Genomic DNA, 19071 nt, shown 5'->3' on the forward strand with positions numbered 1-19071 from the left:
CCGCAACGAACCCCGAAGGGGCCAGGCGTCGGGTCGCCTTCTTTTGCTTACTTTTCTTGGCGAAGCAAGAAAAGTGAGTCGCCTGCCGGGGCGAATTCCCGGCTGGGCCTTCGAGCCAGCACCACCTCACCGCAGCAAGCTCAAGCACCACCACCAATCGCCCAGAATTTGCTTATTACCAATGAATTCTTGGGGAATCGAGGGTTTTCACTAGGATGGCGGCCTTAGCCCAAAAAGGTCGGGCGCCCCACCCACCTGAACGCCCACTCATCCCCCCGTGATCGAACTCCAAGACATTCATAAAAGCTTCGGCGCCAACAAAAAAGGCGGCGACAGCAATGCAAAACAAGTCGTCACCGCGCTGGACGGCATCAGCCTCAGCGTCAAAGCGGGCGAAGTGTTCGGCATCATCGGCCACTCGGGCGCGGGCAAATCCACCTTGCTGCGCGTGCTCAATCTGCTGGAGCGGCCCGACAGCGGCAGCGTGCGCGTTGCCGGCCAAGACCTGCTGAGCCTGGACGACGCGCAGCTGCGCAGCGCCCGCCAGCGCATCGGCATGATTTTTCAGCACTTCAATTTGCTGGGCTCGCGCACCGTGGCCGAGAACATCGCCTGGCCGCTGCGCATTGCCCACTGGCCGGCCGAGCAGATCGCCCCGCGTGTGGCGGAACTGCTGGCCCGCGTGGGCCTAGCCGACCAAGGCCACAAATATCCGGCCCAGCTCTCGGGCGGACAAAAGCAACGCGTGGGCATTGCCCGCGCCCTGGCCACCGGCCCGGAGCTGCTGCTGTGCGACGAAGCCACCAGCGCGCTGGACCCGCAAACCACCCGCGCCATCCTGGACCTGCTGGCCCAGCTGAACCGCGAGCTGGGCCTGGCCATTGTGCTGATCACCCACGAGATGGATGTGGTGCGCCGCATCTGCGACCGGGTGGCGGTGCTGGAGGCCGGGCGGGTGGTGGAGATTGGCCCGGTGGCCGAGGTCTTCTTGCACCCCCAGCATGCGGTGACGCGCCGCTTTGTGCAGGAAGCGGAAAAGATCGACGAGAACGAGCTGAACGAAGACTACGCCCATGTGCCAGGCAGCCTGCTGCGCCTGACCTTCCAGGGCGAGCGCACCTACGAGCCCTTGCTGGGCGAGGTGGCGCGGCGCAGCGGCATCGACTTTGGCATCTTGCATGGCCGCATCGACCGCATCAAAAGTACGCCCTACGGTCAGCTGACGATTGCCGTCACGGGCGGTGACCTCGCCGGCGCGCAAGCGCTGCTGGCCGAGCGCGGTGTGCGCGTTGAAGTGCTGCGCTGATTGCCCTGACAACAATAAGAAGAAGTAAGAACCATGACCGAAATTCTGCTGACCATGGACTGGGCCGAAATCGGCACGGCCAGCGTCGACACCTTGCTGATGCTGGGCGGCGCCCTGCTCTTCACCGCCCTGCTGGGCCTGCCCCTGGGCGTGCTGCTGTTCTTGCTGGACCGCGGCCAGTTGCTGGACTCGCCGCGCGCCTACGGCCTGCTCTCGCTGGTGGTGAACGTTCTGCGCTCGCTGCCCTTTGTGATTCTGCTGATTTTGCTGATCCCTTTTACCTTGCTGGTGACGGGCACCTCGCTGGGCGTGGCCGGGGCCATTCCGCCGCTGGTGGTGGGGGCCACGCCCTTCTTCGCCCGCTTGGTGGAAGCCGCTTTGCGCGGGGTGGATCGCGGCATTGTCGAAGCCGGCCTTGCCATGGGCGCCAGCCCGCGCCAGATCGTCACCCAAGCGCTTTTGCCCGAAGCCCTGCCCGGCATTTTGTCGGCGCTGACCGTCACAGCCATCACCCTGGTGGGCTACACCGCCATGTCAGGCGTGATCGGCGGCGGCGGCCTGGGCGACCTGGCGATTCGCTTCGGCTACCAACGCTTCCAGACCGAGGTGATGCTGGTCACCGTGGCCCTGCTCTTGGTCCTGGTGCAGCTGCTGCAGATGCTGGGGGATTGGGCGGTTAGGCGGCTGAATCGCCGTTGAGCTGATTGGCCAATCTGTTTCACACCAAGCATTCAATTTCCACCGAGCCACAAGCTCATTTTTTCCTTTTCCTTCTTTTCCTTTCTCTCACCCACATCCAAAGGGAACACCAACATGAAGCGCAAGACCCCATCGACCCTGCTCACCGCCGTTCTGAGCGCCGCCCTCTTGAGCGTGGGCGCCAGCGCCTGGGCCGAGAAGCTGAGCATCGCCGCCACCGCCGTGCCGCATGCGGAGCTGCTGGAGTTCGTCAAGCCCGGCCTGGCCCAGCAAGGCGTGGAGCTGGAGATCAAGGTCTTCACCGACTATGTGCAGCCCAATGTGCAAGTGGCCGAGAAGCGCCTGGACGCCAACTTCTTCCAGCACAAGCCTTATCTGGCCGAGTTCAACAAGGGCAAGGGCACGAACTTGGTGCCCGTGGCTGCCGTGCATGTAGAGCCTTTCGGCGCCTACTCGACCAAACACAAGAGCCTGGCCGATTTGCCCGTGGGCGCCACCGTGGCCCTGCCCAATGACCCGACCAACGGCGGCCGCGCCCTGGTGCTGCTGGCGCGTGCCGGCGTGATCAAGCTGAAGGACATCAACAACATTCTGGCCACGCCCAAGGACATCGTGGAGAACAGCAAGAAGCTGAAGTTCCGCGAGATCGAAGCCGCCACCCTGCCCCGCATCCTGCCCCAGGTGGACTTGGCCCTGATCAACACCAACTACGCTTTGGAAGCCAAGCTGACCCCGGCCAAGGACGCCCTGGCGATTGAGGGCGCACAGTCGCCTTACGCCAATGTCTTGGTGACGCGTGCTGAGAAGCAAAACAGCGACAGCATCAAGAAGCTGGCCGCTGCCTTGCAATCGGCCGAGGTGAAGAAGTTCATTGAGACGAAGTACAAGGGCGCGGTGGTGCCGGCGTTCTGAGTTTGAAGTGTTGAAGCAGTAGTGGGTCGCTAGTCGATCCGGCGATTTGCTCGAAGCTTGGGTTGCGGGCTATTCGCGTAAGTCGAGCTAGTGCCAAGGCCCAGCCGGGATTTCGCCCCGGCGGGCGACCTTCTTTCTTGGGCGCCCAAGAAAGAAGGCAAAGAAGCCGCCCCGAATGCCTGGCCCCTGCGGGGTCCGCTGCGGTGCTCGGCTTCGCCGGGCCTCGCCCAGGCAACACGGGGAGCCCCACACGGCTCGCTGCGCGTCGCCTCGGTCGGAATCCAAGCCAAATCCGTAGCCGTAGCCATCGGCGCAGCGCGTTTAGCGCGCGCCCCTCAAGCCGATGCGTAGCGAGGCGTGACTGTATTCAGTCCCGTTGAGCCTGGGTGAGGAGCGGAAGGTTCCTTGGGCGTCGCGGAGCGACTTCGTCGACTGACTTCGCGCAGCTGTTTGAGCGGAGTGAGCACAGCGAACGAAGCGAGTTCTGCGCGGCCCAAGGGACCTGAGCACCGCAACGAACCCCGAAGGGGCCAGGCGTCGGGTCGCCTTCTTTTGCTTACTTTTCTTGGCGAAGCAAGAAAAGTGAGTCGCCTGCCGGGGCGAATTCCCGGCACCACCCTTCGACCAAGCACCTCGCCCGACTTCAAGCCGAATGCTAAACCGCTCTAAGTCAACCAAGCCTCAAGCCACCTGAGGCAACGCCAACCGCTTGCTGCTCCGCGCATCAATCACCACCGTGTGCGCCGTCTTGTCCTGAATCGCCTGGCGATTGCTGTCCCAGAACAGCTGAACAAAACCGGTCATGCCCGTCGCCATACCGGCGGCGTAGCCCCCGTAGCGCTTGAAGCAAATCATCGGCGTCAGCGTCTTGCCGGTCAGCTCCACCACCTTCAGGCCCAGCAACTTCTTGCCCAGGGTCTGACCGGGCCACAAGACCGGCAGGATGGAGAAGTACAGCAGCGCCCAGAAGTAGCTCAGACCCACCTCGTTGATGATGCGCTTGAACTCGGCGCGCGGGTCAAAGTGATGTGCTTGGATCTCCGCTTGCTGGGCCTTGACCTGCGCCTCCAGGCGGGCGATGCGCTCGGCTTGCTTCTGTTGCTCTTGCTGCTGCGCCATCAGCGCTGGAGCCGAAGCCGCGAGTGAACCAGGAACTGAAGCACCCGGCGTTGCCGAATCAGCGCTCCCCTCAGTGGCAGCAACTTGAGCGCCACTGGCCGGCGCGTCTTCGCTCTCATCGCCGCCGCTCGCACCTGGCAGCGCTTTGCCGTACTTGACCGGCTCGGGTTCATGCAAATCGTCCCAGGCTTGCGGCAGGCCCAGGCTCAAGCTGATGGCCAGCAAGATCCACAAGCCCACTGACCGCCGCTTCGGCGCTGCGGGATTCGCCTGCGCGGCGCGGTGCCGCAGAAGCAGCAAAAAGCCCGCGCCGATCGCCATCAGCAAAAAGAAATTGCCCAGATTGGAAAAGGGCACCAGCACGGCCAGATCAATGCCCATGGCCAAAGCGCGCTGTTTGGGCGTGGCCAAGGGCAGGCCCAGCAGGCTGGGAGTCACATTCAGGTCTTCGGGCGTGACCCAGGCACGCGCGTCGAAGGCGGCGGGCAAGGATTCAGAGGCGGGGGGCGCTGTGTTCACGGCAGGTGCTGGCTTTGAAATTTGGCGCAAGCGTAGCGCATTGCACGCACTGCGCCGCGCTGTCACCGCCAGCTAGAAAACCCTAGAGAAACTCAGCGCGGATGTCCACGCTGGACTGCTGGCCCACCTCGTTCAGATGCTGGGCCAGCCAGGCTTGCGCTTGCGCCCGGCCGGCATCCCGCAGGCGGCACAGAAAGGCCCAGTCGGTGTCCATCTTGGTGGTGACGCCTTGGGCGGCCATCAGCGCATCACAGCGGATGGAGTGGATGCGCATGCGGCGGGCGTCATGCGGGTCGAGCCGGCCACGGTCGATCAGGCCGGTGACGAAGGCGATGGCGCGCATCTCGCGCATCAGCGAGGAGTTGAAGCTGATCTCATTGACCCGGTTGGCAATCTCGGCCGCGCTGCGCGGCACGCCTTTGCGCAGCACCGGGTTGACGTGCACGATCAGCACATCGGCCGCCACATCGGCATAGATCAACGGGAAGATGGCCGGGTTGCCCATGAAGCCGCCGTCCCAGAAAAACTCACCCTCGATCTCCACCGCCTGGAACAGCGTGGGCAGGCAGGCGCTGGCCAGCACCGCGTCGGGGGTGATGCCGCTGCCGGTGAAGACGCGGATCTTGCCGGTCTCGACATTGGTGGCGCTGAGAAAGAGCTTGAAGGGCGCGTCCTGCTGCAAGACCTCAAAGTCGAACTGGCTTTGCACAATGGCGCGCAAGGGGTTGATATTGAGCGGGTTGAATTGGTAGGGCGAGAGCAGCTGCGTCATGGCCGAGGCCCACATCTGCAGCGGCGACCATTCGGGCGGCAGCGCATGGGACAGGCCATGCATAAAGGTCTCCAGCCAAGGCGCCGGCAGCAGCGGATTGACGCGCCCGGCCTGGGCCACGGCTGACCACAATTCATGCAGGGCCTGGCGCGCACCATCCGGGCCGCCACGCCGCAGGCCATCCGCCAGGGCCACGGCGTTGAGGCTGCCGGCGCTGGTGGCGCTGACGGCATCGATGTGCAAGCCGCCATCCGCCAGCAAAGCATCCAGCACGCCCCAGGTGAAAGCGCCATGCGAGCCGCCGCCTTGCAGGGCGAGATTGATCGCTTTGGGCTTGGCCATGACCGTGGCTGTGGACTTGCGCGTGACGGGGCTGCTGCGTGGCATGAAGACTCCCGGGGGCCGTCGATGATGCATTCGAGTATGCCCGCAAGCCTGCATTTGTGTGACCCTTTGCGGGGTGACACACGGCAGTGCGCGAGCACGCCGCATGCTTCAGAATGACAGCAGTATTCATTCCCTCAGCCACTGCGAAGGCCCGCCATGAACGCCCAAGCTCACACCCAACGCAATGCCCGCCCTGCCTCGGCCCTGCTGCGGGCTGCCCTGTTGACCGGGCTGCTCAGCGCCTGCGCCCAGCTACCCGGCAATTTCAGCGGCGTGCAGCCGGGCCTCAGCACCGGCGCCCAGCTGCGCGCGGCACAGGGCCAACCGGGCCGGGTCTGGCCCAATGCCGATGGCACGCAAACGCTGGAGTACCCGCAGCAGCCCTTCGGCACCCGCTGCATGATGATTACCGTGGATGCGAACGACAAGGTGCTGAGCGTGCTGGACGGCTTGTCGCCGCCGCAGCGCGCCCGCATTGAGATGGGCATGAAGCCCGAGCAAGTCAGCCGCATCCTCGGCCGCGAGCGCAGCCGCGTCTACTTCAGCAATAGCAATGAGGATGTGTGGGACTGGAATATCGAACCCGACCAAACGGGCTACCCCATGCGTTTCAATGTGCATTTCCAGAACGGCACGGTGCTGCGCACCAGCCAGAGCATGGTGTTCCCGACCCGGCCGTTCAGGGATTGAGCTGGGCTGCGCTGAATGCCTCTCGCGTTCAGAACTTGTAGTTCAGCCCCACATTGGGCATCAGGCCGAAGCCCACTTCCTTCTTGCGCGTCTTGTAGTCGGCCGAGTACTGATAGCCCTCCACATTCTCGTGACCGTAGGCATTGATCAGCTCGAAGGAGTAGCTCAGGCGCGGCGTGACGATCCAGTCGGCGCGCAGATCCAGGCGGTGATAGGCCGGCAGGCGCTCGGAGTTGATCTCGCCGTAGACCGGCAGGATGCGGCCGCCGGCACCCGTGCGGCTGCCCACCACCGGGGTGGTTCGATTGCCGCTGTGATAACTCCACTTAGCGCCGAACTGCCAGCTGTCGGAGTATTTGTACTGGCCTACCAGATTGACCACCACCGGCTGGTCGTATTCGAAGCGGAACTGCTGGCCGGTCAAATCGTTCTTACGCTGCGAGCGTGACAGGCTCACCGAGGCCCAGCCGGAGAACTTGCTGTTGTTGATCGCGTCCTTCTTGACGAACAACTCCAGGCCGGTGGCATCACCGCTGCCGCCGTTGATGTAGTTCAGCGCGGGGTCGCTGATGCCAAAGCCGTTGAGCTTCTTGACATAGGCCTCGGCCTTGACGGACCAGCCCTCGGGCAGGCGCTGATTGACGCCTACAACCGCCGCCTTGGCCCGCACATGTTCCAGCTTGGGGTTGCCGATGCCGGGCAGGACCTGCGAGCCATCCGGGAACTGATTGTGTTTGCCCAAAGCCAAGGTCAGCGTCGTGTTCTTCATTGCACGCCATTCCAGGCCCAAGCGCGGTTCCGCATAGTTCTGCTTGAGATAGCCGTCACGGGTGAAATGAACACCCAGGGTGGCGGCCAAGTCGGGGCTGATCTGCCAGCGGTCCTTGGCATAGAGATTGACGTAGTTGACGGTCAGCTTTTCTTGCAGCTTGACGCGCTGGCCACTGCTGATGTCGCAGTTGGGGTCGAACTCGGTGCAGCGCGCATCCAGCATGTCCAGGCCCAGCTGGTATTTTTGCGAGAACAGAATCGCCCCCAGGGTCAGCTCATGATCCTCGGCCACGCGCAAGCGCAGCTGCTCGCGCACAAAGAGGTTCTCGGTCTTGATGTCCACATCGGCCGCCAACCCAGCCTTGCTGCGGTTGCTGGAAGACCAATGGCCCACGGCCAGCTTGTTGCTGATTTGCGGGCTGATGCGGCTGTCCCACACCAGGGCCTGGGTATTGCTGCCGTACTTGGCGGAAGAGTCGCCCACCAGCGCCGGCTGCTGCTGGCCCAGCCGCGTGTCGGCCGGCACCGAGTAGTTGATTTCGTCCGCCGCGCCCAGGACGTAGAAGCTCAGCTCGTTGTCGGGGTTGAGCTTCCAGAGGTAGCGGCCCTGGTAGTCGTGGTACTTGGGTGCGGCGTAGATCAGGCCGCTTTCTTCATCGGTTTTCTTGCCGCGAATGAAGAGGTCGAAATAGCTGCGCTTGGCGGCGAAATAGAAGCTCTGCGTGTCATTGACCGGGCCTTCAAGCAGCAGGTCGGCACCGGTCAGACTGGTGCTGATGCTGCCGCCGAATTTGTCCGTTCGCGGCTTGCGCAGCTGCACATCAACGATGCCGCCATGCACATCGTCGTACTCGGGGCCGAAGGCGCCGGTGTAGAGGTCGAACTGCTGCACCAGATCGGCATGCACGGTGCTGACAAAGCCGCCGAGGTGGAAGACATAGCCCACCGGCAGAAAGTCGATGTAGTAGCTGTTGTCGCCGGGGCGCGAGCCACGAATGGCCGGCGCGGCATTGCCATCGCTGGTGGCCACCACGCCGGGCAAGGTCTGCATGGCCCGCATCGGATCGTTGCCGCCGCCGGGCAGCTTGCTGAGTTCTTCCCGCGTCAGCACCTGCTTGCTGGCCTGCGGGCGGGCGGCGCTGACGGTGACCGGCGCGAGCTTTTCGGCATTGCCTTCTGATGCACGTTCTGCGCTGCGTTCGGCAGCAGGCTCGGCGGCCGGCTCAGCATGGGCGGCCTGCAGCAAGGCCAGCAACAAGGCGGGCGCCAGGCAGGGGCGGGTTCGATGGGCGCGAATTTTCATGACAACTCTCGGGGCTTGCAGCCATGCCTCCCGCATGGTCTGGGGCTGCAACAAAGTGCAACGCGGCGCAGTCTCCCTGCGGAGAAGCCGCCGCGCAAAGCCCTTGGCCGAGGTAGCGCAGGCTGCACCGCCAGGGGGCGTTTGCCTGGGCTTTCATCAGCAGCAGCGCCAGCTGCCTGGCTGGTATTGCTGCTGCGAAGTCAGCGCGCCTTTTTAACCCTCAGGCCGCCGGGGCTTGGGCGGTGAACCAGGCCGCCACCTGCTCACGCTGCGCCGGCGTGTAGTGCAGGCCCAGCTTGCTGCGGCGCCACAGCACATCGTCGGCGCAGCTGGCCCACTCATGCTGCTGCAGATAGCGCAGCTCGGCCTCGAACAGGCCCGGCGCCACTTCCGCGCCCAGGTCGCTGAGCTGGGTCGCCGAGCCCAGCAACTGCGTCAGGCGCGCACCGTAAGCACGCGCCAGGCGCCGCGCCTGCGCCACTGGCAGATAGGCATGGCGCAGGCGCAGTGCGGCCACCAAGGCCTCGTACTCCAGCTTGGGGTCCAGGCGCGGGCTGGGCGTTTGCGGTTTGATCTGCTGGCGCGAGATCCATTCCGAGAAATCACCGCCGGGCAAAAAGGCCTGCTCGGTCCAAGCGGGGCGCGGCGCGCCACCCAGCATCTTGCCGACCAGATCGGCCGCGTCCTCCGCCAGCTTGCGGAAGGTGGTGATCTTGCCGCCCCACACGGTCAGCAGGGGCGCGCCGTCGCGATGGGTTTCCAGCAGATAGTCGCGCGTCACGGCGGATGGGTCGCCCGAGGCATCATCCAGCAGCGGGCGCACGCCGGCATAAGTCCACACCACATCGGCCTGCGTGACCGGCTTGGTGAAGTAACGGCTGGCTTGCTCGCACAAATACGCCACCTCAGCGTCCTCGATCTGCGCCTTGGCGAAGCCGTCCAGGGTGCTGCCGGGCACCTCCACATCGGTGGTGCCGATCAGGGTGAAGTCGCCCTCGTAGGGAATCGCAAAGACGATGCGCCTATCGGGGTTCTGAAAGATGTAGGCATGGTCATGCTCGAAGCAGCGCTTGACCACGATATGGCTGCCCTTGACCAGGCGCAGGCTCTTGGTGGCCAGGGGTTCGCCCGCGGCCGGCAGGGCCACTTCGCGCAAAAAGCGTTCAGCCCAGGGGCCGGCCGCGTTGACCAGGGCACGCGCTTGCACCACGCGTTCGCCCTGCGGGGTTTGGATGCGTGCCGTCCAGCCTTGGGGCCCGCGCTGCACGGACGTCACCGGGCTGCGGCTGAGCAACTCAGCGCCTTTGTCGCGCGCGTCCATGGCGTTGAGGATGACCAGCCGGGCGTCGTCCACCCAGCCGTCGGAATAGACAAAGCCGCGCCGGTACTGGGTCTTCAGCGGCGTGCCCAATTTGCTGCGCCGCAGATTGACGCCGCTGGAGCCGGGCAGCCACTCGCGCCGCGCCAGGTGGTCGTAGAGGAACAGGCCCATGCGAATCATCCAGGCCGGGCGCATGGCCGCGTCATGCGGCATCACAAAGCGCAGGGCATGCATGATGTGGGGGGCGCTTTTGAGCAGCACCTCGCGCTCTTGCAAGGCCTTGCGCACCAGCGAAAACTCGTAGTACTCCAAGTAGCGCAGGCCGCCGTGGATCAGCTTGGTGGACGAAGAAGAGGTGTGCGAGGCGAAGTCCTGCGCCTCGGCCAGCAGCACCCGCCAGCCGCGCCCGGCGAGATCGCGTGCAATACCCACGCCGTTGATACCACCACCCACCACCAATACGTCAAAATCATTCATCACGCCATCCTAGCGCCTACGGTTGCGCCCTTCCTCATGACCACTTTTCTGCTCGCACTCGATCAAGGGACTTCCAGCTCACGCGCGATTGTTTTTGACGCGCAGGGGCAGATCAAGGCGCAGGCGCAGCGCGAATTCCGCCAGCACTTCCCCCAGCCCGGCTGGGTCGAGCATGACGCCATGGAGATCTGGGACAGCCAGCTCGCCACCGCACGCGAGGCCCTGGCCAAGGCCGGCCTGGTGGCCGCCGACATCAGCGCCCTGGGCCTGACCAATCAGCGCGAAACCACCGTGCTGTGGAACCGCCAAACCGGCCTGCCCCTGCACCCGGCCATCGTCTGGCAAGACCGCCGCACCGCCGCGCTGTGCGCCGACTTGCGCGCGCAAGGCCTGACCCCCGTGGTGCAAGAAAAGACCGGCCTGGTGATCGACGCCTACTTCTCCGGCAGCAAGCTGAAATGGCTGCTGGACCATGTGCCCGGCGCACGCGAGCAGGCCGCGCGCGGCGAGTTGGCCTTCGGCACCATCGACAGCTGGCTGCTGTGGCGCCTGACCGAAGGCCGCGTGCACGCCACCGACGTCACCAATGCCTCGCGCACCATGCTCTTCAATGTGCACCGCAATGATTGGGACGATGAGCTGCTGCGCCTGCTGGACATCCCGCGCGAGGTGCTGCCGGCGGTGCACCCCTCCTCCCACCACTACGGCCAGGTGGCCGCAGCGCATTTGGGCGGCGAGATTGCCATCGGCGGCGTGGCCGGCGATCAGCAAAGTGCCCTGTTCGGCCAGGCGTGTTTTGAAGCCGGCATGGCCAAGAACACCTACGGCACCGGCTGCTTCATGCTGATGCACACCGGCGGGCAATTCCAGACCTCGGCCAATGGCCTGATCAGTACCAGTGCGGCCCAGATTGACGCCAAGCCGCGCTACGCACTGGAGGGCAGCGTCTTCATCGGCGGCGCGGTGGTGCAGTGGCTGCGTGACGGCTTGCAGGTGATTGAGTCCAGCGGCGCGGTGCAGGCCCTGGCCGCCAGCGTGCCCGACAGCGGCGGCGTGATGTTTGTGCCCGCCTTCACTGGCCTGGGCGCGCCGTACTGGAACGCCGATGCGCGCGGTGCCATCCTGGGCCTGACACGCGGCAGCACCAGCGCCCATATCGCCCGCGCGGCGCTGGAAAGCATTGCCTTCCAAAGCGCCGCGCTGCTGCAAGCCATGAGCCGCGACGCGGTGGCCAAGGGGGGCATGGCAGTGTCAGAGCTGCGGGTGGACGGCGGCGCTTGCGCCAACGATTTGCTGATGCAGTTCCAGGCCGATCTGCTGGGCATTCCGGTGGTTCGGCCCCAGGTGATCGAAACCACAGCCTTGGGCGCGGCCTATCTGGCGGGCCTGAGCTGCGGGGTCTACGGCGGCTTGTCTGACCTGGCGGGCAATTGGCGCGCCGAGCGGGTATTCCAGCCCGCCATGGGGCGCGAGCAAGCGCAAGAGCTGATGGCCAACTGGGAGCGCGCGGTGCGCCAGGTCTGCGCCAGCTGAACCCACGTCCCCCCCAAAAAAGACCCCCGCCGCTTGCCCAGCGGCGGGTCAGGATTGGAGCTTGATCTCTAAATCACGTCGAGTGCGCCCCATCAGCCAATGAAGCGATGCAAGCGCATGGGGACGATCAGCGCACCGAGATGCGTGCACCCGTGTGACTGTTGATCGAATGGCCCGAAGGCGATTCCTAGCCAAGCCAAACCGAGCGCTCCACGCTGAGCGCGGGTGTGCCTTTGGAGCGGCAGGTGCATGTGGGCAATAGGCAGTGGCGCACGGCCCATGACATGCAAGGCGGAAGGTTCTTGGCAGCCGGAAAAGTCCTTCAACCATGGCCGGCATGTCCCCTCTCTGGCGGACAGACCCTCGATGCGAAAAGACAACTCGAAGGGTTTATCCCTGTGCTTGTTTGGTGGAGCCCGAGTGAAGAATCAAGGACCGAACTTTACGGTCCGGATACTCCTGGGCGGCGGTCAACGCGACATCGCCAGCCCAACTCAACACCGTTGACCAAACTTGACTGGAGCTTTTGATGATTGAACGAACACGACTTTGCCGTGCCTTGGGACTCATCTACGCGAGCGGGCTAACGCTGATGGGCAGCGCTGCCGTCGCGCAAACCACGCTGGAGCGGGTAGAAGTGACCGGCTCTTCGATCAAACGAATTGACGCCGAGACCTCGGTCCCTGTCACCGTCATCAACCGCGCCGCCATCGACAAGTCCGGCGCGTCCAATGTGCAAGAGTTGGTCAACGGGCTCAGCTCCAATAGCGGCGGCGGCCGCTCCATGGGCGAGTCCATCGGTGATAGTGACGCCACCGGTCAGGCCGGCGCCTCCATGCGCGGCCTGGGCCGCGAACGTACCCTGGTGCTGCTGAACGGCCGCCGCCTCACCCCCTACCCTTTCTCTGGGCAAGGCGTGGACTTGAACGCCATTCCACTGGCAGCCATCGAGCGCATCGAAGTGCTGCGTGACGGAGCCTCGGCCATCTACGGTTCCGACGCCATCGGCGGTGTGATCAACTTCATCACCCGCAGAGACTTTCAAGGCGGCGACATCACGCTCTCCTACGAATCACCCGCTGAGAAGGGCGGCAAAGTACGTGGCATCAACGGCGGCTTTGGCTTTGGCGACTTGAGCAAGGACAAGTTCAATGTCCTGGGCACGCTGAGCTACGAGAAATACGATGTGATTCGTGCGGCCGACCGTGATTTCGCCAAGACCGGCAACCGCCCTGACCTGGGCGTGGTCAAGTCCTCGGGCAATAGCTTCCCGGCGAACTCCTATCTCAACGACAGCTATATCGACCCCGTGACGGGCAAGGACAAGGCCGGCTCTTTTGTGCCAGGCGTCTCTGGCTTCCCCACCTGCAACCCGCCGGACGCCTTCAAGGGCGGCTCAAACTGCCGCTACGACTACACCAGCAAAATCGACATTTCGCCCGCCTCCGAGCGGCTGGGTGGACTGGCCCGCGCGACTGTCCAGGCAGCGAACGACCACACTTTGTTCGCCGAATTCGCCTACTCCAAGAACGAGATCACCTTCGGCTCATCGCAAACGCCGTCCAGCACGACCGGGCGGCCCGACTATCTCTACCCGGCAGGCGGCAAGTACTACCCCACTGCCGCCGTGGACGCCACCTTCCCTGGCTACCGCGGTGACCTGGTGATCGCCTGGCGCATGGTGGATGGTGGCCAGCGCCTGACCAAGACCACCAATGACATGACGCGTTTCCTCATCGGTGCCGAGGGCAGCGTTGCAGGCTTCGACTACAAGCTTGGCCTGATGAAGGCCAAGGCCAAGGCAGTGGAGACATTCCTGACCGGCAATTTTTCTGACACCGAGCTGGTCAAGGTCTTGAAGACCGGCAATGTCAACCCTTTCGGCCCCAATGACGCGGCCGGCCTGGCCTTGTTGAAGACTGCGGAGCTGTCAGGTGAGAATCGCCGTTCGGAAACCACCACCGATGGCTTTGACTTCTCCCTCACCAAGGAGTTGTTTGCCCTTTCCGGCGGCAACGCCGCCCTGGCTGTAGGCATGGATCTGCGCAAGGAAAAGTACCTGGACGGTTACTCCGAGATCGCAGGCTCGGGCGACATCGTCGGCGGCTCCGGAAATGCAGGCAGAGTTCAGGCCGAGCGCGCTTCACAAGGCTTTTATGCTGAGCTGAACATGCCGGTTCTGAAGGCGGTGGAATTGAATCTGGCCTTGCGCCATGACCGCTACAGCGGCTCCAAGGGCGAATCGCGAGATGGCAAGTTTGACACTGCCGATGCCTCATCCACCAGCCCCAAGCTGAGTGTGCGCTGGAACCCGCTCCAGACCTTGCTGTTCCGGGCCTCGGTGGGCAAGGGATTCCGCATGCCCGCGCTGGACAATCTCTACAAGCCCAGGGCTGGTACCAATCTGGGTGGCAATTTCAATGACCCCTACTACAACACCCTGGTGGGCTGCAGCGTCACACCCAACCCCAACTACTGTGACACGCAGCTGACGGCTTACAACAATAGCAACCCCAAGCTCAAGCCTGAGAAGTCGCAGACTCTGGCGCTGGGCATGGTGTTCGAGCCGGTCAAAGACTTGTCGCTGGGCGTGGACTATTTCGATATCAAGCTCACCGACGGTATCAGCAGTGTGACCGGCGACGACATCATGAAGGACTGGTACAAGAACCAGACCGGCCCCACCACGAGCAGCTCGGGTTACGCCTCTCGCTTGGTCTTGAATGCCCAGGGCTATCTGGACTACGTCAATGCGTCGATCGAGAACGTCAGCAAGCAGCGCGTTTCAGGCTTTGACCTCAGCGCCAAGTACCGTTTCAAAACCGACGTGGGCAGCTTCACCCCGGGTTGGGAGGCCACCCTGCTGACACGCAGCAACAAGACCAATGTGGTTACCGGTGAATTGGTGGAGAACCTGGGCAAGTACGACAAGGGCGGCCCTATCCCCAAGTTCAAGCAAAACATCTCCTTGGACTGGGATGGTGGTGCCTGGGCTGCCGGACTCAACTACTTCCGCCAAAGTGGTTATGAAGACTATGACCGCGTCAAGCAAGTCAGCGCCTACGATTTGTGGAGCCTGCAAGCTCAGTACAAGGGCTTCAAGAATCTGAACTTCACCGCGGGCGTGCGCAATCTGATGGACAACAAGCCGCCTGTCTCCGTGCAGGAAGACTACTTCCAGGTCGGCTTCGACCCCACCTACGCCGATGTGAAGGGCCGCACTTATTACCTGCGGGCGAATTACAAGTTCTGACGGCTTTTTTCCACGAAAGAAAGTAAGCAAGCAGGCCTTCGGGCCTGCTTTTTTTGATCGATAGGAACGGCATGCACTACATCAACCCAGACTTGGACACGGCAAGCTTGTCCGCGACTTTTCAGCGCGAAGGTCGGGTCTTGATTCGCGACTTCTTTGAGCCTGTGGTCATCGATGCACTCGCGCGCGCGGTCGATGGCATCGACTGGTCACTGAGCTTTCGCGATGCTGGGGGCGACCGTCTGCTGTCGGGTGAGCAACTGAGCCAGCTGAACCCCGAGCAGCGCGCCGCCCTGGCCGATGGCATACACAAGCTGGCCGGCCAGGAGTTCCAGTTTTCCTTCTATACCGACTCTTTGGTGGCGGCGGCCAAACGCGGGGATTCGGATTTACTGGCGCGCTTCATGCGCTGGATGGCCGATGAGCAGTTCATGGTCAAGATTCGCGAGATCAGCGGGGTGCAAGAGATCAACCGCGTCTACGCCCAGGCCACCATGTACACCCGCGGCAGCTTTCTGGTGGTCCATGACGACCACGTGGACAACGAAGATCGCCGCCTGGCCTATGTGATCAATCTGACCCGGCACTGGCGGGCGGACTGGGGCGGCGCGCTGAGTTTTTGCGCGCCCGACGGCAGCATCAGTGAGAGCTTTTTTCCGCATTTCAACTCTCTCTCGCTGTTCCGCGTGCCGCAGAGCCACTTCGTGTCCTATGTGCCGCCTTTTGCCCAAGGCGAGCGCACCGCCATCACCGGCTGGTTGATCGCCGCCTGAAGCGAGAAGGCCGTGCCGTGCCGGGCCTCAGACTCTGGCCCTGGCCGTATAGGCCTCATGCCAGGCCGCGATGCTGCTGACCAGGGGGGCGATCTCGCGGATCAGGGCGGTCAAGGCAGCAGGCACTTGCGCGGGGTCGCCACGGCCGCCTGCCGCCGTCTCCAAAATCTCGGCACTTTGCGCCAGCCGAGAAAGACCGAGATTGCCTGACAAGCCCTTGAGCCGGTGCGCCGCGCTGGCCAATGCGGGCATGCCGGAGATGCGCGCTTCCTCAAACACGCTTTGGTACTGCGCATACTGCTTGGCGAAAGTGCCCAACAATTTGGCCAGCAATTCCTGCCGGCCGGCGCAGCGGGTCAGCGCGGCTTCGAAGTCGCAGCCCGGCAGATCAGGCCAGAAGCTGGCGCGCGCCGCCAGCTCGGTAGGCGCTGTAGATGCTGTAGGAGCGCCCGAGTCTTGCGCCTCGGTCGACACGCTGGCCGGCGCCATGACCGGCGGCCTGGGCTGCACAGCTGATGCCGCATCCAAGGGCACCAACTGCGATGGGCTGGTCGCATCGGCGGCGCGGCGCGGCAGGTCGTGGCTGTGCTCAAGCAAGGCCTGCATCAGCTCGGCCTGGTCGATCGGTTTGGTGACATGGCCCAGCATGCCCGCTGCCACGCATTTGCGGCGCTCCTCCGGCAGGGCATGGGCAGTCAGGGCAATCACGCGCAGCCGTGGCGCCATCTGGTGCAGGCGGCGCGTGGTCTCGTAGCCATCCATCTCTGGCATCTGCACATCCATCAGCACCAAGTCATAGCCCTCGGGCCCGGCCTCGCCAAGGCGGGCCAAGGCCTGCTCGCCGCTGTCGGCGCTCATCACCTCGGCACCGGCCAGGCACAGCAGGTCTTGCAGAATCTCGCGGTTGATGTCCACATCGTCCACGATCAAGATGCGCAAGCCGCGCAGCAAGTCGGGCGGCACCGCCGCATTGATCAGTGGCTGCTCATGCGCTTCGCCACTCACCACCACACAGGGCAGACGCAGGGTGAAGCAAGAGCCCTTGCCCACTTCGCTGCTGACGGTGATCTCGCCCCCCATGGCCTCGGCCAGGCGGCTGCTGATGGACAGGCCCAGGCCGGTGCCGCCGAACTGGCGCGTTACTGAACTGTCGGCCTGCTCGAAGGCTTTGAAAATGCGTGCCTGCTGCTCCGGTGCGATGCCCACGCCGGTGTCGGTGACGCTCAGGCGCAGACCATCGGCCGCTTGCGTCACGCCCAGCGTGACCCGGCCCTTGTCGGTGAACTTGATCGCATTGGCCAGCAAGTTGACGAGGATCTGCGTGACCCGCAAGGCGTCGATGGCCACCCAATCCTCGGCGACCTCGTAGTCCAAGCGCAGGCGCAGATGCTTGGCCTCGGCGCGTTCGGCCACCAGGTCCAGCACTTCCCTGGCCAAGTGGCTGAGGTTGCAGGGCAGCGGGTCAATTTCAAGCTTGCCGCTTTCGACCTTGGAATAGTCGAGGATGTCGTTGATGACGCTGAGCAAATGGCGGCCCGAGCGAGTGATTCGCTCGAAGCCGCTGCGCGCCGCCGCCGGGTCGCCGGCACGGCCCACCCCCAGCTGGGCCAGGCCCAGCACAGCATTCAAAGGCGTGCGGATCTCATGGCTCATATTGGCCAGGAATTCGCTCTTCACCCGGGCCAGATGCTCGGCCTCGTCTTTGGCCAGGCTTAGCTCGCGCTGCAAGCGCTTGAGCGAGGTCACATCGGTGCCCAGATTGAGCAGGGCGTATGTGCGCTTGCGTGCATCCAGCAGCGGCACGGTGGTGACCAGATAGTCGTGCATGCCGTCGACCGGATGCATGATTTGGCGCTCGGTGGTCATGCTGGCCTTGCCGGCGATGAGCTGGGCGTCGGTATCGGCGATTTCGGCCGCAATTTCGGCGGGCATGAAGTGGCGGGCACTCAGGCCCAGCACCTGCTCGCGCCCGTGGCCGGTGGCCAGCTCAAAGCTGCGGTTGAGCAAGGTGTAGCGGCCCTGGCAGTCGCGGATGCTCAGGGTGATGGGCAAGGCCTCGATGATGTCTTGCAGGCGCTGCTTTTCGGAGATCAGCTCGTGCGTGCGCTCATTCACCTGCTCTTCCAAGCGGGCGCGCTGCACACGCAACTCGTTCTCGGCGCGCAGGCGCTCGGTGATGTCATGGGCGAAGGCCACCACGATGGTCTCGCCACAAACGTGTAATCGCTCGAGCTTGATGTCCCACCAGATCGGTGTGCCGTCACGGTGGCGGGTTTGCCATTCGAAGTACTGCGCCCCATGCGACAAGACCTCACGCATATGCGTCAGCCCTTGCTCGCGCGAAAAGGGGTCGCCCGGAAAGAACAAGCTGGCATCCAGCTCACTGATGCGTTCGCAGCCGTGCTTGAGCAGAGTTTGCGCATTGGCGAAGCGCAGCTGGCCGCTGTCGCCGTCCAGGATCAGGGTGCAGGAAAGAGAATGGTCCAGCAGTACGCGCATGCGGTCATCGCTGGCGCGCAATTCCTCCACCGCGGTTTGCTGCGCGCGCAGCGTGTCAGCCAGCAGCTGGCGCGAGCTGTCCAGCGACAGCATGACCTCTCGGAACAAGGTGCCATGGCGCAGCGCTAGCCAACCCACCACCAGCGCGCACATCACCAGCACCACCGCAAAGCTGGCCAGCGGAGGGAAGGTGTTGGGCTCCACCTTGCCCAGCAAATCCTGCTCCTGCATAAACCACAGGCCCAGAATGCCCAGCACCGTCAGAACGGTGCCACGCACTGCCGCACCCGGCCCCACCAGCAGGCCCACCACCGCCAGCAAGGCCACCAAGGTAGCCATGCCGGAGGAGTACAAGCCAGTGCCGTAATAGGCAGCCGCCCCCAATTGCAGGACCAGCGCCGACCAACAGAAAAACAAGGTGCCTGCGCGCACACTGACGCGGTGGAGCAGGCCCAGCGACACCAGCGCCGCCCCCAGGTACAGCAAGCCAGCGGCCATGCGCTGCAGGCGTGCCGCCCAGCTCAGCTCCGTCAGCATCAGCTTGGAGGCCAGAAAGGCCAGCACCCCCAAGACCACCAGCAGCAAAAAGACGCTGGCGCTGCGCTTGACCCGATCTTCCAGCCTGAGCTCGAAGTCCCTCAGCGTTTGCTGACGGCGTCGCCACGCCTTGGCACCACCCGCTTCGAGTTTGGGCGTGCTGCTGGGATCGGGGGGCGGGGCTTGCAAGCGCTGCTCCT

Annotated in this window: 12 protein-coding genes; 7 read left to right on the plus strand and 5 right to left on the minus strand. The window is 63.9% G+C overall.

Going from position 1 to position 19071, the window contains the following annotated elements; all coding sequences use genetic code 11:
- Positions 1-277: 277 nt before the first annotated feature.
- The 3 genes from AABB87_RS09295 to AABB87_RS09305 all read left to right on the plus strand — a co-directional run bounded on the left by AABB87_RS09295 (position 278) and on the right by AABB87_RS09305 (position 2917).
- Complete coding sequence (locus tag AABB87_RS09295; protein ID WP_341970972.1) at positions 278-1306, plus strand: methionine ABC transporter ATP-binding protein; 1029 nt, start codon at positions 278-280, stop codon at positions 1304-1306.
- A 33-nt stretch (positions 1307-1339) separates the two neighbouring features.
- Positions 1340-2005, plus strand: a complete 666-nt coding sequence (locus AABB87_RS09300; protein ID WP_341970973.1) for a methionine ABC transporter permease — start codon at positions 1340-1342, stop codon at positions 2003-2005.
- Positions 2006-2119: 114 nt separating this feature from the next.
- A complete protein-coding gene (locus tag AABB87_RS09305; protein ID WP_058721704.1) occupies positions 2120-2917 on the plus strand; it encodes a MetQ/NlpA family ABC transporter substrate-binding protein in 798 nt (265 codons plus the stop codon).
- A 681-nt stretch (positions 2918-3598) separates the two neighbouring features.
- On the opposite strand, the gene AABB87_RS09310 is transcribed toward AABB87_RS09305, so the two are convergent.
- A complete protein-coding gene (locus AABB87_RS09310; RefSeq protein WP_341970974.1) occupies positions 3599-4555 on the minus strand; it encodes an RDD family protein in 957 nt (318 codons plus the stop codon).
- Between the two features lie 82 nt (positions 4556-4637).
- The gene (locus AABB87_RS09315) at positions 4638-5714 is read right to left on the minus strand and encodes a patatin-like phospholipase family protein (RefSeq protein ID WP_341970975.1); all 1077 of its coding nucleotides are present in this window, start codon (positions 5712-5714) and stop codon (positions 4638-4640) included.
- Between the two features lie 156 nt (positions 5715-5870).
- On the opposite strand from AABB87_RS09315, the gene AABB87_RS09320 reads away from it, so the two are divergent.
- On the plus strand, positions 5871-6404 hold the full coding sequence (locus AABB87_RS09320) for a hypothetical protein (protein ID WP_341970976.1): 534 nt from the start codon (positions 5871-5873) through the stop codon (positions 6402-6404).
- A 28-nt stretch (positions 6405-6432) separates the two neighbouring features.
- Here AABB87_RS09320 and AABB87_RS09325 read toward each other — a convergent pair whose 3' ends face one another.
- Entirely contained in the window at positions 6433-8478 is a 2046-nt protein-coding gene (locus AABB87_RS09325) for a TonB-dependent receptor plug domain-containing protein (RefSeq protein ID WP_341970977.1), read from the minus strand.
- Between the two features lie 220 nt (positions 8479-8698).
- Positions 8699-10276 carry a glycerol-3-phosphate dehydrogenase gene (gene glpD, locus AABB87_RS09330; RefSeq protein WP_341970978.1) on the minus strand — a complete coding sequence of 526 codons (1578 nt, stop codon included), beginning with the start codon at positions 10274-10276 and terminating at the stop codon, positions 8699-8701.
- Between the two features lie 36 nt (positions 10277-10312).
- On the opposite strand from glpD, the gene glpK reads away from it, so the two are divergent.
- The 3 genes from glpK (at position 10313) to AABB87_RS09345 (ending at position 15835) form a co-directional block, all read left to right on the plus strand.
- A complete protein-coding gene (gene glpK, locus AABB87_RS09335; protein ID WP_341970979.1) occupies positions 10313-11809 on the plus strand; it encodes a glycerol kinase GlpK in 1497 nt (498 codons plus the stop codon).
- Between the two features lie 529 nt (positions 11810-12338).
- The gene (locus tag AABB87_RS09340; RefSeq protein ID WP_341970980.1) at positions 12339-15062 is read left to right on the plus strand and encodes a TonB-dependent receptor plug domain-containing protein; all 2724 of its coding nucleotides are present in this window, start codon (positions 12339-12341) and stop codon (positions 15060-15062) included.
- Positions 15063-15133: 71 nt separating this feature from the next.
- Positions 15134-15835: a 2OG-Fe(II) oxygenase gene (locus AABB87_RS09345; RefSeq protein ID WP_341970981.1), complete on the plus strand. Its 702-nt coding sequence runs from the start codon at positions 15134-15136 to the stop codon at positions 15833-15835.
- A gap of 27 nt (positions 15836-15862) precedes the next feature.
- On the opposite strand, the gene AABB87_RS09350 is transcribed toward AABB87_RS09345, so the two are convergent.
- Positions 15863-19060 (minus strand): ATP-binding protein, encoded by a 3198-nt coding sequence (locus AABB87_RS09350; RefSeq protein WP_341970982.1) that lies wholly within the window; start codon positions 19058-19060, stop codon positions 15863-15865.
- Between the last annotated feature and the right edge of the window lie 11 nt (positions 19061-19071).

It is taken from the genome of Roseateles sp. PN1, from assembly GCF_038419725.1.
Taxonomy (GTDB): Bacteria; Pseudomonadota; Gammaproteobacteria; order Burkholderiales; family Burkholderiaceae_C; genus Paucibacter_A.

What these genes read in the sequence shown, in the direction of transcription:
- AABB87_RS09300 (WP_341970973.1), top strand. Translation starts at nt 1,340, where the DNA reads ATGACCGAAATTCTGCTGACCATGGACTGGGCCGAAATCGGCACGGCC.
- AABB87_RS09305 (WP_058721704.1), top strand. Translation starts at nt 2,120, where the DNA reads ATGAAGCGCAAGACCCCATCGACCCTGCTCACCGCCGTTCTGAGCGCC.
- AABB87_RS09315 (WP_341970975.1), bottom strand. Translation starts at nt 5,714, where the DNA reads ATGCCACGCAGCAGCCCCGTCACGCGCAAGTCCACAGCCACGGTCATG.
- AABB87_RS09320 (WP_341970976.1), top strand. Translation starts at nt 5,871, where the DNA reads ATGAACGCCCAAGCTCACACCCAACGCAATGCCCGCCCTGCCTCGGCC.
- AABB87_RS09325 (WP_341970977.1), bottom strand. Translation starts at nt 8,478, where the DNA reads ATGAAAATTCGCGCCCATCGAACCCGCCCCTGCCTGGCGCCCGCCTTG.
- glpD (WP_341970978.1), bottom strand. Translation starts at nt 10,276, where the DNA reads ATGAATGATTTTGACGTATTGGTGGTGGGTGGTGGTATCAACGGCGTG.
- glpK (WP_341970979.1), top strand. Translation starts at nt 10,313, where the DNA reads ATGACCACTTTTCTGCTCGCACTCGATCAAGGGACTTCCAGCTCACGC.
- AABB87_RS09340 (WP_341970980.1), top strand. Translation starts at nt 12,339, where the DNA reads ATGATTGAACGAACACGACTTTGCCGTGCCTTGGGACTCATCTACGCG.
- AABB87_RS09345 (WP_341970981.1), top strand. Translation starts at nt 15,134, where the DNA reads ATGCACTACATCAACCCAGACTTGGACACGGCAAGCTTGTCCGCGACT.